This is a genomic window from Pseudomonas sp. SA233, assembly GCF_054792385.1.
This window is the reverse complement of sequence record NZ_CP096449.1, coordinates 2,804,617-2,817,970: the sequence shown is the minus strand read 5'-3', so window position 1 is coordinate 2,817,970 and position 13,354 is coordinate 2,804,617. Positions and strand designations below refer to the sequence as shown.

The following is a 13,354-nucleotide window of genomic DNA, read 5'->3' as shown; positions in this document are numbered from 1 at the left end:
AGCCTTGTGCTGCGAAGCGCCGCGCGGGCGGCGCTCGATCTCACAGGCGCCACACATCTCAAGCCGAACCCACCCAATGCATCAACGCCAGCACCAAAAGCACAAGAAACACGCTCTCCCCCACCATCAGCGCAATGGGTTTCACCCCGACCGAGGCCAGCGCCTTGAGTTGGGTTTTCATGCCCAGGGCACTGATCGCCACCACCAGGCAGCCACGCGACAGGTCGTTGATACCGCCTTGCACCGCGGCGGGTACCCAGCCTGTGCTGTTGACGCACGCCAGCAGCAGGAAGCCGACCGCGAACCATGGCAACAAGGGCGGCCGCTGCCCGCCTGCCTCGAGGCCCTGGCGCCGGGTGATCATGGCCGCGCAGACAATGACCGGCAACAGCATGGCCACCCGCATCAGCTTGACCACGGTGGCGATGTCGCCGGTTTCGGTAGACATGCTGTAGCCCGCGCCCACCACCTGCGCCACGTCGTGGATGGTCGCACCGAGGAACACCCCGGCCTGCGCTGGGGACAGGTGCAGCCACTGGGCAATCATCGGGTAGAGGATCATCGCCAGGGTCGACAGCGCCGACACGCCGATCACGGTGAACAGCGTTGCATGCTCCTTGCGCGGGTGCTGGGGCAAGGCAGCTGCCAGCGCCAGCGCCGCCGAGGCACCGCAAATGGCCGTGGCACCGCCGGTGAGCATGCCGAACAGCCGTGAAAACCCCAGCGCCTTGGCCACCACAACCGAAACCAGGATGGTCACCACCACCAGGGTCACGACCAGGGCCACGGGCTTCCAGCCCAGGCTGGCGATCTGGTCCAGGGTGATGCGCATGCCAAGCAACGCCACGCCCAGGCGCAGTACCGTGCGGGCGGTGAACTCGATACCGGCTTTGCAGGGGCCATCGACCGCGAGAAAGTTCAGCGCCATCCCCAGTAACAAGGCAAACAGCATGACCGGCGCTGCGTAATGCTCACTGAGGAAACTGGCGGCCGCACCGACGATGAGGCTAACCACCACCCCCGGGGCGAGGGTGCGGATACGCTGATGGGTAGCGCCAAGTGCCAGTGTATTCATTGCCCCGCTTCCTCACAGTCAAACACGATGTAAACCTGCCCGCCCTGCTGCTCGACCGGGTAGCTGGCAACCTTCAAGGCCTTGGAATTGACCAGGTAGCCGCTGGCCAGGTCAAAGCGCAGGCCGTGCGCGCAGCACTGGATGACACGGCCTTCCAGCCGGCCGCCACACAACGACGCGCCCTGGTGCGGGCAGCTGTCGTCAATGGCATAGAGCGAGTCGGCAACGTTGAACAGCGCCACGCTGCGCCCCTCGCAGGCCAACAGCACACGGCCGTCACGTTCCGGCACCTGATGGGGGGCCAATGCAATGCGCCGGGTCATGCCCTCTCAACCTCTTGCAGCGCTTCGGTCATGGCCGCATACAGCACCTCGGCAGGCTGCGCACCTGCAATGAGCGGCCCTTGATTGAAACGGAAACGCGGCACTGCACTGCCGGCGCGCCCTGCCCCATCGAGGAACGGGCTGCCGTCGTCACGCAGGCAGTCGACAACCTGCGCGGCATTCAGCCCGCAACATTGGGCGATGTCGAGCAAGGTGCGGCTATCCCCCAGGTCGCGCCCCTGGTGGAAATAGGCGATGAACAGCTGTGCCAGCAAGGCTTCCAGTTGCCCTGCTTGGAGCAACTGAGCAGCACGTTGCAGCAGCCGATGGGCATTGCCGGTGTTGGGCATGCGGCGAATACGCGAGAAGTCGATGTCCTCGCCCACCACGCGGGCAGCGGCGCGCACCTGGGCCTGGCGCTCACGTACCGCTTCCTCGCTGCCCAGGCGTTGCAGATAGAAGGCATGGAACGGCACGCCACTGGCTGGCAAGCCCGGCAACAACTGCACACCTCGCCATTGCAGTTGTACCTGCACTTGCGGTTGTTCACGCTGCAAGTGCAAGAGCGCGGCCTGCAGGTGTCGCTGGCCAATCAGGCACCAGGGGCAGACGAAATCGAAGAACACTTCGACGGACAACAGCTGTTTCACGGTTTCAACTCCCGGGGTGCGGCAGCGTCGCCTGCCGGTGCATGCAGACGCTCCATGTCGCGGTGGTAATGACGTTTGGCAAGGAAAAACACTGCCGCCGCGCCGATGCTCATCAGCGGTACCAGCTGGAAGGCGGCATGCAAGCCGATCAGGTCGGAAACGCGCCCGGTGATCAGCGGCCCGGTCGCCAGGCCCAACAGGTTGTTGGCCAGGGTCAGGGTGGCAAACGCGGTGCCGTGCACCGAGGCGTGGGTGAGGTTGGCGACCATGGCACTGGACGGGCCGTTGGTGCCGGCGGCGATCATCATGCCCAGGCAGATCAGTACCAGTTGGGCGGTGCCGGCCGGCAGTGCGAAGGCGATGGACAACAGCGCGCAACTGCCCAGGCAGTAGGCGATGGCAAGGCTGATCTTGCGGTCCGGGCGCTGCCGCCCGAGGCGGTCGCAGAGCATGGCGCAGAGGATCATGCCGATGCCGCTGCACAGCACGATGACTGCGGCAATTGCCCCGGCGCGGTCGGTGCCCATGGCGTAATAGCGGTTCAGGTAGCTTGGCATCCACACGATCACGGTGCCGCCGACGAACAGCTGCAGCCCGCTGCCGACGTAGGCGGCGATGACCGAACGGCTGCTGTACAGGGTGCGCAGCGGGCGGCCGGCCCTGCCTTGCGACTGCTGCGCGCACCGAGGCGCAATACGTGCCTCCTTGACGATCAGCGGGTACAGCGTCGCCAGCACCAGGCCGAACAGCGCCATGCCAGCGAATGCCCAGCGCCAGCCCAGGTGCTGGGCCAGTACACCGCCCAGGGCCATGCCCAGCACCGAGCCGAACATGCCACCGGCCATGAACGCGCCGGCGAGGGTCGAGCGCATGTCGCGGGGGAACACGGCGACCACCACGGCGATGCCGACACTGCCGTAGGCAGCCTCGCCCACCCCCACCAGAAAACGCGCGACGAACATTTGCGGATAGTTTTCCGCCAGGGCGCAGCCGAGGGTGGCCAGGCTCCACAGTACTGCCATCAGCACCAGGCTGCGCACCCGGCCGAAGCGGTCGGCCAGCAGCGACAGCGGGAAGGTCAGCAGGCCGACCATCAGCGCGACGATACCGCTGAGCAGGCCGAGCTGGCTGTCGCTCAATGCCCATTCGCCCTTGAGCAGCGGGAAAACCGCATTGAGCACCTGGCGCGACATGTAGTCGGAGATCAACAGGCCAAAGGTCAGGGCGAAGACCACCCAGGCATAGCGCCGAGGGACGCTGTGGGCGGTGTCGGTGCCGGAATCTTCGGCACTGGCGAGATAGGTGGCCATGTTGCCTCCTTGGGTGCGGGGCGTGAGGTTGTTCTTGTTGTTATGGACTACAGCCAACATTCATGTTGCTTTTGCGGGCCTCTTCGCGGGCTCGCCCGCTCCCACAGGGACTGCGTCGACCTTTGGGCCAGTGCCGCACCTGTGGGAGCGGGCATGCCCGCGAAGAGGCCAGGCCTGCTGTACCAGCATCAGCCGCGCTGCGGCACGCCCTTCACACCCGGCTGGCGATTCGGCGCCATGCCGTTGGCCACGAGGGTCTGCTCGATGCTGTCGTACTGCTGCCCGATGCGGTAAATGGCGCGTGCTTCCTTGCCGCTGGCAATCTCGCGGCCCAGTTCATGGGCCACACGCACGGTCTGCTGGATCTGCTGCACCGAGGTGAACCGCTTGCCATGCTGGTCGATGATGGTGTCTTCGTTGCCGCAGCGTGGGTGCAAGCCCATGGCCAGGGCCATGGTGTTGAACGGCAACACGTTCTTCAGCAACGATTCGGCGGTCAGGGTGCAGCCGTCCGGCGCGCGGTGGATGAAGTTGAAGAAGTTGAACGGGTTGGGGCCGTCGAAACCGCCGCCGATGCCGATCCAGGTCAGGTTCAGCGGGCCCATGTAGTCACCGCGACGCACGATGCGCTCGAGCGTCTCCAGGGCATGCATGCCGGTCAGCTGGAAATGCGGCTGGATGTTGCTGGCCTGCAGGCGGCGCAGGTGCTCGCGGACCCAGGCCGGGCCGGCCGGCACGGTCATTTCGCTGTAGGCGGCATGAATCGCCGGGCTGGCCAGCGAGGTGCCTTCCAGGTACTCGGGGTACAGCAACTCCATGATGTTCATCTGCGTGGTGTTGATGGCCACGGTCACCTGGTCGGGGCGCGGCGTCAGCTCGGCGAGCATGTGCCGGGTGTCGTCCGACAGCCACTTGGCCGCCTCGCCCTCGCTTTCCGGGGCGAACGAAATCGATCCGCCAACCTGGATGATCATGTCCGGCACCGCTTCGCGCACCCCGGCGATCAGCTCGTTGAACTTGGACAGGCGCTTGGAGCCCTTGCCGTCCAGTTCGCGCACGTGCAGGTGCAGTACGGTGGCACCTGCATCAAAGCAGTCGACAGCCTTCTGCACCTGCTCGTCCATGGTCAGGGGAATGTCTTCAGGGAAGTCTTCGGGCATCCACTCCGGGCCATAGGGGGCCACGGTGATCACCACCTTTTCCATGTTTTCCGGGTGCAACGAATCGTCGAAGAATTGCATGCTGTAGTCCTCGCTATTGTTATTGTGCGGTTGCCGCCAGCGACGGCGACGAACTCAGAACGTGGGGCTGCCCTTGATCCCGGCGCGCTCCATCTTGCGATGGCACGGCGGGTAGTCCATGACGGCGTAATGCTGTGTGCTGCGGTTGTCCCAGATCGCCACGCTGTTGGGCTTCCAGCGCCAGCGCACCTGGTACTCCGGCAGGTAGGCCTGGCTGATGAGGTAGCGCAGCAGGTCGCTGGCGCCGGGGTTGGCGTCCTGGCCGAAGCGCACCCGCTGCGGGGTGTGGTAGTTGCTGAAATGGGTGGTAAAGGCGTTGACGAACAGCACCTGCTCGCCGGTTTCCGGGTGGGTGCGCACAACCGGGTGCTCGGCATCGGGGAACTGCGCCTTAAGCGCCAGGCGCTTTTCCAGCGGCATGGCAGCGCCAAAGCTCGCCTCGATGCTGTGGCGGGCGCGCAGCCCTTCGATCTTGGCCTTCACATCGCCTGGCAGGTTTTCATAGGCCAGCACCATGTTCGCCCACATCGTGTCGCCGCCCACGGGCGGGCACTCGATGCAGCGCAGCACACAGCCCATCGGCGGGGCCTCGCGCCAGGTGGCGTCGGTGTGCCAGGCATTTTCATAGCGGTCGTTGGGCTGGTCCGGGCGCTTGTAGATCTGTACCAGGCCCGGATGTTCCGGGTCACTGCCGGCCACCGGGTGGTCCTCCAGGTCGCCGAAGCGGCGGGCGAACGCCACGTGTTCGGCGCGGCTGAAGTGCTGGTCGCGCAGGAACAGCACACGGTGCCGGAGCAACTGCGCGCGAAGCTGGGCGAACAGGTCGTTGTCGTGGATCGCGTCGGCCAGGTTGACCCCACTTACCTCGGCACCGATCGCGCAGGTCAGTTGTTCGATGTGCATGCTGTTGCCCTCTTCAGATGACGAAGATCGACGAGCCGGTGGTCTTGCGCGCTTCCAGGTCACGGTGGGCCTGGACGGCATCCTGCAGTGCGTAGTGCTGGTTGATCTCGATACGGATGCGCCCGCTGCCGACGTGATCGAACAGCTCACCGGCCAGGTCGGCCTTTTCCGCCGGGTCGGCGATGAAGTCGGCCAGTGCCGGGCGGGTGAGCTGCAGCGAGCCCTTGATCGCCAGCAACTGCGGGTCGAACGGCGGGATGGTGCCTGACGCCGTGCCGACGCAAACCATCAGGCCGCGGCGCTTGAGCGAATCGAGCGAGCCCATGAAGGTGTTCTTCCCAACGCTGTCGAACACCACGTTCACCCCCACCCCGTCGGTCAGCTCACGCACGCGCGTGGCAACGTCCTCGACGCTGTAGTTGATGACGTGGTTGCAGCCATGGGCGCGAGCCACTTCGGCCTTGGCCTCGGTGGACACCGTGCCGATCACGTTAAGCCCCAGCAGATGCGCCCACTGCGCGACGATCAGGCCGACCCCGCCAGCAGCGGCATGCAGCAGCACGCTGTCGCCGGGTTTGAAGTCATGCAGCCGACGCAGCAGATAGGCCGAGGTCAGGCCGCGCATGGTCATGGCAGCGGCGGTTTCGAAGGCGATGGTATCCGGCAGCTTGATCAGCGCGGCAGCAGGGATCAGGCGCTCGGTGCAATAGGCGCCCAGGGTGTTGAGGAAGCCGGTGTAGGTGACCCGGTCACCGACTGCCACCTGTGTCACGCCCTCGCCCACCGCCTCGACCACGCCGGCCGCTTCCACGCCAATGCCGTTGGGCAGCGGGATCGGGTAGGTGCCGTTGCGGAAATAGGTATCGGCGTAGTTCAGGCCCACAGCCACCTGGCGCAAACGCACCTGCCCCGGGCCGGGCTCGCCGACCTCGGCGTCCTCGTAGCGCAGCACCTCGGGGCCACCGGTCTGATGGAAACGTACGACTTTGGACATGCTTGTCTCTCCAATCATCGATCTGGACGCATGGCGTCAGTTCTGGGTGATTGGACTGTATGCCCTTGGTGTGCGGGGTGCTTCGCATCGGACGACAGCGGGTTTTCATTTGATGACAGGACGGGCGTCGACCTGCCGTTCAACAAAACGAGGTTTTATTCATGAGTATCCTTGATGGTTATCCATGGCCAGACTAATACTTAAGTCTCTGCCTGGGGAGGCACGAAAAATGCAACCAAGATTCGTTATCGTTCCCGCTGTGCCGATCGAAAAGGAGTCGTTCCGCGTGGGTAGCCGCTATTACGCCGCTACCGTTTGTGGGGGGTTCGACATTTACGACAACCAAGCGAAGGAGCGGCTCAAGCCCAGTTATCCGAGCAGGACGGATGCGCTGATGCAGTGTGAGCAGATGAACAAGCGCGGTGATGTAGGCTGATCGCGGGCGCAACTGTCTTACCCAGAATCCAGACGCCTGTGCGATCCCTGTAGGAGCGGCCTTGTGTCGCGATGGGCTGCGCAGCAGCCCCCGGATCTTGCGTTGATGCACAGATTGCCGGGGCTGCTACGCAGCCCATCGCGACACAAGGCCGCTCCTACAGGGGTCACGTGTTCGTGGCCTCGCCCTGCTGCCAACCGGCAATCAGGCGCTGGGCATTCTCCTCGCAATCCATCCCCTGCGGCTTGTCTTCCATGCCTGCAATAACCGCCAGCAACTGCGCGCGGTTGTGCGCCAGCCGCTGCTGCATCGCTTCGATCTCCGCCACCTTGCGCTTGAGGCTGCCCAGCAATAAATCATGCCCACCCGCCGCAGCCCCGGAGGCATCGGTGAGTTTGCGCATTTCTTCCAGGCTGAACCCGGCCTGCTGGCCGCAGGTGATGATCTCCAGCGCCAGCACCACCTGCTCCGGGTAATCGCGGTAACCATTGCCCAGGCGCCGCGCAGCAATCAGTCCGCTGGCTTCGTAAAAGCGGATACGCGATGCACTAAGCCCCGTGCGTCGCGCCAGTTCACCAATTTTCATTGCGGCAGCATTCCCCTCTTGACCTTAAAGCTGACTTTAACCTTAGCCTTTTCCCGAACCTAGCCCACGCGCGCAAAAACTGATGCGTGGCAACCCTTTCCGGAGATCGCCATGACGCCGTTCCAGCCCCTGCACCTGCCCAATGGCAGTGTCATCCCTAACCGTATCGCCAAGGCGGCGATGGAGGAAAACCTGGCCAACCCGGACCAGACCCCTTCCGACCAGCTGCTGCGCCTTTACCAGGCTTGGGCCAAGGGCGGTGCCGGGCTGTTGCTGACCGGTAACGTGATGGTCGACCCTGGCGCCATGACCGGCCCGGGTGGCGTTATGCTCGATGCCAGCCAGCCACTGCAACGTTTTCGCGACTGGGCGCGCATCGGCCGCGCCCACGGCGCGCAGTTCTGGATGCAGATCAACCACCCGGGCCGGCAGATGCAGGCCAACCTCGGCCAGCCCACCGTGGCTCCTTCGGCCATTGCCCTGGACATGGGCGATTTGTCAAAGCTGTTCCCCCTGCCCAAGGCACTGGACGAAGCCGAGATCGGCGCGTTGATCCAGCGCTTCGCCCGCACTGCGGCGCTGGCTGAAGAAGCTGGTTTCAGTGGCGTACAGATCCACGCTGCCCACGGTTACCTGCTGAGCCAGTTTCTTTCGCCACTGAGCAACCAGCGCCAGGATCGCTGGGGTGGCAGCCTGGAAAATCGCGCGCGGTTGCTGCTGGAGGTGGTCAAGGCCGTGCGCGAGGTGGTTTCGCCCGGTTTCGCCGTGGCAGTGAAACTGAATTCGGCGGATTTCCAGCGCGGCGGTTTCGAACCGGCGGATGCGCGCCAGGTAGTGCTGTGGCTGAATGAATTGCCGGTGGACCTGGTGGAGCTGTCGGGCGGCAGCTATGAGGCACCGGCGATGCAGGGTGATGCCCGCGATGGGCGCACCCTGCATCGCGAGGCCTACTTCCTGGAGTTTGCCCGGGAAATCGCCGCCATCGCGAAGATGCCGATGATGGTCACCGGCGGTATCCGGCGGTTGCCGGTGGTCGAGCAGGTGCTGGCCAGCGGTGTGGCCATGGCTGGGATTGCCACGGCGTTGGCAGTCGAGCCTGCCCTGCCCCGGCGCTGGCAGAACGGCGAGCCGACGGCAACCGCCGAACTGCAGCCCATTCGCTGGAAGCGCAAGGCCTTTGCCGCACTGGCCTACATGGCCCTGGTGAAATTGCAGATGCGCCGCCTGGCGGCCGGCAGCCGGCCCAAGGCGCATGCGTCGCCCTTGCGCGCCTTGTTGCTGGAGCAAGGCTGCACGTTACTGCGGGTGCGGCAGTACAGGCGTATGATGAAAAGCCGAGCGGATTGATGGTGTGATCGCAGAGCCAGGCGTCGCACATTCGCGCTGGGAGCACTGCCATGAACAAACCCTTTCACGCGCTGATCCTTGCACTGGCAGCGCTTTCTGCCTGCTCGTCCAACTCCGCGCTGTACCACGACCAGCCGCTGGTGGCGAAAGTCACCAACGGCATGAGCAGAGACCAGGTCATGCAGGTAGGCGGCAAGCCCGCTGCGGAGACCGAACGCACCGTGGTGCCCGGCACCTGTTTCGACTACATGCTGACCAAGGCCGACAACCGGCAGCCCTACAGCGTAAGTTTCGACGGCACCGGCAAAGTGGACAATACCGCTTTCATGACCTGCGCCGAGTGGAGCAATGCTCAGCGCAGGGCCCGCCTGCCCAGCATGGGCGGCTCTAGCGGATCGGGTTACTGAGTCAGTCCAGGCATTCCCTGGCTGCCTGGCGCAATTTGTCGCCAGACAGAAAGCTGCCCTTGTAGAAGGTCGCGCGGCTGCCCTCGTGGGAATCGACTACGTCCAGCACATCATCGGATGCCACGGGGCTGGGTGCCGTCAGCCGGTAGCCGTGGGCGATCGATTTCTGCGTGGCTTGAGGCGCCAGTGCTTGCCATTTGGGTAGTACGCAAGCGGCGTATTGCTGGGGCGATTTGTGAGTCAGTTTGCTGGCAGTGGGTTTGCCAGGGGTTGCGCAGCCGGCAACACCGGTGACCAGCACGGCGAAGAGAAAGATACGAAACATAGACATTTGCAATTAGCCATCAAGGATACGCTGCATTCTAACGGGGGTTGTACTGGCTTACCAATCAACCAAAGTCTCGCAGCACAGGCCCACCTGATATTTCTGCCAGTAGCCTGGGTGCGTGAAGGCTGGGAAAGTGAACCCTGCCAATAGCCTTCGGAGTACGCACCATGCAAAAGAACACCAACCGCACGCACTTCTTCTATCAGAATGGAAAACTCATCACCTTGAGTGTTGGTGAACAAGGTCGCAGCATTTTTCGTAATGCTGATATGCCACTGGCCGAACTACAAACAGAGGGCACGCACTCGAGCGAACTGCTGGTGACGGACGACAAAGGCTCAGTACTTAACGTTCTGGAAAATAGTAGCGGCAAGGATGACAAGAATGAAGGCGCTGGCTGACACCAGCGCCAGGCTTCAATCCAGTGCGCCGTTCAACACCTCGTAGATGATCCCCGTAGCGACTGCTACCAGGATCAGGTCCGCCCCCGCCTGCATCCACTCATAGCCATCATAATGAGGGAGTTTCCCCAGCAGCCTGCCATCCAGCTTCTTGGCGATACCCGGCGGCAGTGGTTTGCCACGGGCCAGGTTCTTCTGAATGCCCGGGGGCAGCGCCGGCCCTGCGCTCCAGTAGCTGCGGTGCCCGTCAAGAATGCCAAGCACATCGCCACGGTTTATCGACGGCCCACCATACGAGCCCCCGTGACCTTGACCATGCTGCCCCTTGTCCTTGCCGTGGCCCTGCCCTTTACCATTACCCGGGTCGGCATAAGTGAGCGCCGGCCCCACTGCCAGCGCGATCGAGGTAGCGATAACTGCCCATCGACGCTTTGCCATAGCTGTTTCCTTACACGGAAGACGTCCCAGCACTGTAGACCAAAACCCGGTTCAGGGTGGAAGTCCCCAAACCCGGGTCAGGGCTTGGCACTCCGATAGAGCATGATGGCTGCCACATCGAGAGCCAACACGGCAACGGCGTAGAGAAACATGAAGTACAGATCTTCTGGAAACATGGCCGTATCCCCAAATGAGCAGGTTTTCAGGGATGCAGCAATTCCCGTTCCAAACGCCTGGCTGAACGAGCCTGCCCATCTGCTATCGAGATGATTGCTCCATAACCACGACATCAGCCGGTAATGTTCCAGCGCGGCTTTCCCATTTTGCGACCACGATCGGCGCCAGCGCATTGCCGAGCACATTCAGTGCCGTAACGGGCATGTCCATCAATCGATATACCCCTGCAATCAAGGCCACGCCTTCCAAAGGCAAACCTGCCGCCGTCAGGGTTGCAGTGAGAATCACAAACATGAACCCGGGCACTCCGGCAGCGCCTTTGGACGTCAATACCATGATGAATACCAGCATCACCTGGTCTGCCAAGGCCAGTTCAATATTGTAGGCCTGCGCGATAAACAGTGTACCCAGGCCCGCAAACAGCGACGCGCCATCCAGATTGAATGAATAGCCCAACGGGATCACCAGCGACGTGATCGCTCGCGGCACACCCCGTGCTTCGGTCTTGGCCATCAATTGCGGCATGACAGTGGCGGAACTCGCGCTGCTGAAGGCCAGTATCAGTTCATCCTTGAAGGCCTTGATGATCTCGAAGATATTCTCGCCAACAGCCCTGGCAACAAGGCCCAGCACGGCAATCGCGAAGAACAGTACCGCCAAATAAGTAATGGCTATCAGTTTTGCCAGCGGCATCAGTGAATCAATCCCGAAGGTCGACACCGTGACAGCTATCAGGGCAAAGATGCCGATCGGTGAGTAGGCCATGACCATATGAGTGACCTTGAACATGGTATCCACCACCGTCTGCAGCACCGCAACCAACGGCTTTTTCCTGGGTTCATCCAGCGTAGACAGTGCCACCCCGAACAAGATTGCGAAGAACAGTACCGACAACAGCTTCGCCTCTGCCATTGCGGCCACTACGTTATCAGGAATGATGCCCAACAGTACCTTGCCGAGCCCTGCCGAACCATTTTGCACCGGTGGCACTGCTTCACTCGCCGATGAAACGGCGAAGCCCGCACCGGCGCCTGGCTGGAACACATTACCGATCAACAAACCGAAAATGATTGCGACCCCGGTGACAACAAAGAAATAGACAAGGCTTTTTGTTCCCACCCGCCCCAATGCGCGTTTGCCAGAGCCGGCTATGCCTACCACCATGCAGGAAAACACCAGCGGCACGATGATCATTTTCATCAGTTTTATAAACGCGTCGCCCGCCGGCTGTAGCACTTGTTCGATCCACCACCCCTTGTAATCGGGAAAATGATTCAACAACACGCCAACGCATATACCGACAGCCAGACCAATTGCAATTTGCGTGATTAAATTTATTTTTATTCTCACAGGACTGATCTCTGTTTTATAAAATACTAGGAAGCAAATACTGCACTCAAATTCTTGAACCCCTTGATCTCGATCGGGTTACCACTGGGATCCAGGAAAAACATCGTCCTCTGCTCGCCAGGCTCACCCTCGAAACGAACGACCGGCGGGATTTCGAACTGCACGCCCAGAACTCCAAGGCGCTCAGCCAAGGCTTGCCAGCGATCCAGAGGCAATATCACCCCGATATGGGGCATCAGTACAAGGTGCGGGCCGACCTTGCCAGTGCGGCTGGTTTCAAAGGGCTTGCCCACATGCAGAGATATCTGGTGACCAAAGAACTCGAAGTCTACCCAGGTCTCAGTGCTACGTCCCTCGACGCAACCAAGAACTTCTTTATAGAATTTTCTTGCCACATCCAGATCGCTGACATGATAAGCAACATGAAAGGGTGTCAACATGATGGTACTCCTCGAACGGAGCCACTATCCTCACACCGCCCGGCACTCATGTACACCAACTGACACTTGGCCTGAGCATAAGCATTACTTATGGACATTCAAAATCTGGAAAGCCTCATATCTGTTGTGGAATGCGGCTCCATTGCGGGCGCGGCAAAGAAAGCAAATGTTTCAGCCGCTGCAATAAGTTTGCGTATTCGAAATTTGGAGAAACACTTGGGCTGCACTCTCTTCAATAGAGAAGCACACGCGATAAGGCCGACAGAACAGCTGCTGGCATTGATTCCACGGATACGTTGCATCGTCGAGCATGCCAATCAGCTGAGGAACGACCTCAACGCCGACACGCTGACCGGGGAACTGCGCATTGGCGCCATATCAACCGCCCTCACCGGCCTTGTACCGGCAGCACTGGAGCATTTGTCTTCCTCCGCGCCCGACCTAAAGCTCACCATCACGCCCGGTGACTCGAAACTGCTTCATGACAAGCTGATCAATCAGGAACTGGATGCGGGAATCCTGGTCGCGCCCCCCTTCAAGACCGCAAAATCGTTGAGAACGCTCACGTTGCGCAGCGAACCGCTGTGCTTGTTGGCACCTGCCGCGGCCTCCCGGGCTGAAGCGCAGGCAATGCTGGCCACCGGGCCCTATATCCGATATGCCGTCGATTCCTGGGGCGGCCTGATAACCCAGCGCTATCTGGACGATCTGGGCCTCGCGCCAAGCGTGGCTTGCGACCTTGATGCGCTCGAAGCCATCAGCCTGCTGGTGTCGCTGGGGCAAGGCGTTTCCTTGGTACCGCAATGGCCGTCATTGCTGGAGCAATCGCCAAACGCCCGGATTCTGAGTGAAGAACCAAGATACTGCCGCGACATAGTGCTGGCCTACAGTGCCGGCCATCACCGCACCTCGGCAATCAAGCTGCTGGCATCCGTACTGATGGCCTGA

At 61.9% G+C, this 13,354-nt stretch carries 17 protein-coding genes; 5 read left to right on the top strand and 12 right to left on the bottom strand.

The genetic code is table 11. The annotated features are described in order from the left end of the window. Positions 1-58 precede the first annotated feature (58 nt). From M1D87_RS13135 to M1D87_RS13105, 7 genes are all read right to left on the bottom strand, one after another. Positions 59-1,075 (bottom strand): YeiH family protein, encoded by a 1,017-nt coding sequence (locus M1D87_RS13135; protein ID WP_039613495.1) that lies wholly within the window; start codon positions 1,073-1,075, stop codon positions 59-61. Then, positions 1,072-1,398, bottom strand: coding sequence for a Rieske (2Fe-2S) protein (locus M1D87_RS13130; protein WP_123084169.1), 327 nt, complete (start codon positions 1,396-1,398; stop codon positions 1,072-1,074). Before M1D87_RS13130 ends, M1D87_RS13135 begins: the two co-directional genes overlap by 4 nt. Next, on the bottom strand, positions 1,395-2,048 hold the full coding sequence (locus tag M1D87_RS13125) for a DsbA family oxidoreductase (protein WP_123084170.1): 654 nt from the start codon (positions 2,046-2,048) through the stop codon (positions 1,395-1,397). Before M1D87_RS13125 ends, M1D87_RS13130 begins: the two co-directional genes overlap by 4 nt. Beyond that, positions 2,045-3,358: an MFS transporter gene (locus M1D87_RS13120; RefSeq protein ID WP_123084171.1), complete on the bottom strand. Its 1,314-nt coding sequence runs from the start codon at positions 3,356-3,358 to the stop codon at positions 2,045-2,047. Before M1D87_RS13120 ends, M1D87_RS13125 begins: the two co-directional genes overlap by 4 nt. Before the next feature lie 188 nt (positions 3,359-3,546). Continuing rightward, on the bottom strand, positions 3,547-4,599 hold the full coding sequence (locus M1D87_RS13115; RefSeq protein WP_123084172.1) for a beta-keto acid cleavage family enzyme: 1,053 nt from the start codon (positions 4,597-4,599) through the stop codon (positions 3,547-3,549). Positions 4,600-4,653: 54 nt separating this feature from the next. Continuing rightward, the gene (locus M1D87_RS13110; protein WP_123084173.1) at positions 4,654-5,502 is read right to left on the bottom strand and encodes a TauD/TfdA dioxygenase family protein; all 849 of its coding nucleotides are present in this window, start codon (positions 5,500-5,502) and stop codon (positions 4,654-4,656) included. A 13-nt stretch (positions 5,503-5,515) separates the two neighbouring features. Continuing rightward, a complete protein-coding gene (locus tag M1D87_RS13105) occupies positions 5,516-6,496 on the bottom strand; it encodes a quinone oxidoreductase family protein (RefSeq protein ID WP_123084174.1) in 981 nt (326 codons plus the stop codon). Between the two features lie 229 nt (positions 6,497-6,725). On the opposite strand from M1D87_RS13105, the gene M1D87_RS13100 reads away from it, so the two are divergent. After that, complete coding sequence (locus M1D87_RS13100; RefSeq protein WP_123084180.1) at positions 6,726-6,932, top strand: hypothetical protein; 207 nt, start codon at positions 6,726-6,728, stop codon at positions 6,930-6,932. 166 nt (positions 6,933-7,098) lie between these two features. On the opposite strand, the gene M1D87_RS13095 is transcribed toward M1D87_RS13100, so the two are convergent. After that, a complete protein-coding gene (locus tag M1D87_RS13095; protein WP_061302349.1) occupies positions 7,099-7,518 on the bottom strand; it encodes a MerR family transcriptional regulator in 420 nt (139 codons plus the stop codon). 111 nt (positions 7,519-7,629) lie between these two features. Between M1D87_RS13095 and M1D87_RS13090 the strand changes: the two genes are divergently transcribed. Continuing rightward, on the top strand, positions 7,630-8,865 hold the full coding sequence (locus M1D87_RS13090) for an NADH:flavin oxidoreductase/NADH oxidase family protein (RefSeq protein ID WP_182329265.1): 1,236 nt from the start codon (positions 7,630-7,632) through the stop codon (positions 8,863-8,865). Between the two features lie 50 nt (positions 8,866-8,915). Next, positions 8,916-9,272, top strand: coding sequence for an osmotically-inducible lipoprotein OsmE (gene osmE / locus M1D87_RS13085; protein ID WP_015270224.1), 357 nt, complete (start codon positions 8,916-8,918; stop codon positions 9,270-9,272). Between the two features lies 1 nt (position 9,273). On the opposite strand, the gene M1D87_RS13080 is transcribed toward osmE, so the two are convergent. Next, positions 9,274-9,603, bottom strand: coding sequence for a hypothetical protein (locus M1D87_RS13080; protein WP_038409613.1), 330 nt, complete (start codon positions 9,601-9,603; stop codon positions 9,274-9,276). Between the two features lie 164 nt (positions 9,604-9,767). On the opposite strand from M1D87_RS13080, the gene M1D87_RS13075 reads away from it, so the two are divergent. Continuing rightward, positions 9,768-10,001, top strand: a complete 234-nt coding sequence (locus tag M1D87_RS13075) for a hypothetical protein (protein WP_039613501.1) — start codon at positions 9,768-9,770, stop codon at positions 9,999-10,001. Between the two features lie 15 nt (positions 10,002-10,016). Here the strand turns inward: M1D87_RS13075 and M1D87_RS13070 are convergent, their stop codons facing one another. The 3 genes from M1D87_RS13070 to M1D87_RS13060 form a co-directional block, all read right to left on the bottom strand. After that, positions 10,017-10,439: an anti-virulence regulator CigR family protein gene (locus tag M1D87_RS13070; RefSeq protein ID WP_421091686.1), complete on the bottom strand. Its 423-nt coding sequence runs from the start codon at positions 10,437-10,439 to the stop codon at positions 10,017-10,019. A gap of 258 nt (positions 10,440-10,697) precedes the next feature. Continuing rightward, positions 10,698-11,966, bottom strand: coding sequence for a cation:dicarboxylate symporter family transporter (locus tag M1D87_RS13065; protein WP_123085886.1), 1,269 nt, complete (start codon positions 11,964-11,966; stop codon positions 10,698-10,700). A gap of 26 nt (positions 11,967-11,992) precedes the next feature. Then, entirely contained in the window at positions 11,993-12,406 is a 414-nt protein-coding gene (locus M1D87_RS13060; RefSeq protein ID WP_039613503.1) for a VOC family protein, read from the bottom strand. Between the two features lie 90 nt (positions 12,407-12,496). Between M1D87_RS13060 and M1D87_RS13055 the strand changes: the two genes are divergently transcribed. Beyond that, a complete protein-coding gene (locus M1D87_RS13055) occupies positions 12,497-13,354 on the top strand; it encodes a LysR family transcriptional regulator (protein ID WP_085720075.1) in 858 nt (285 codons plus the stop codon).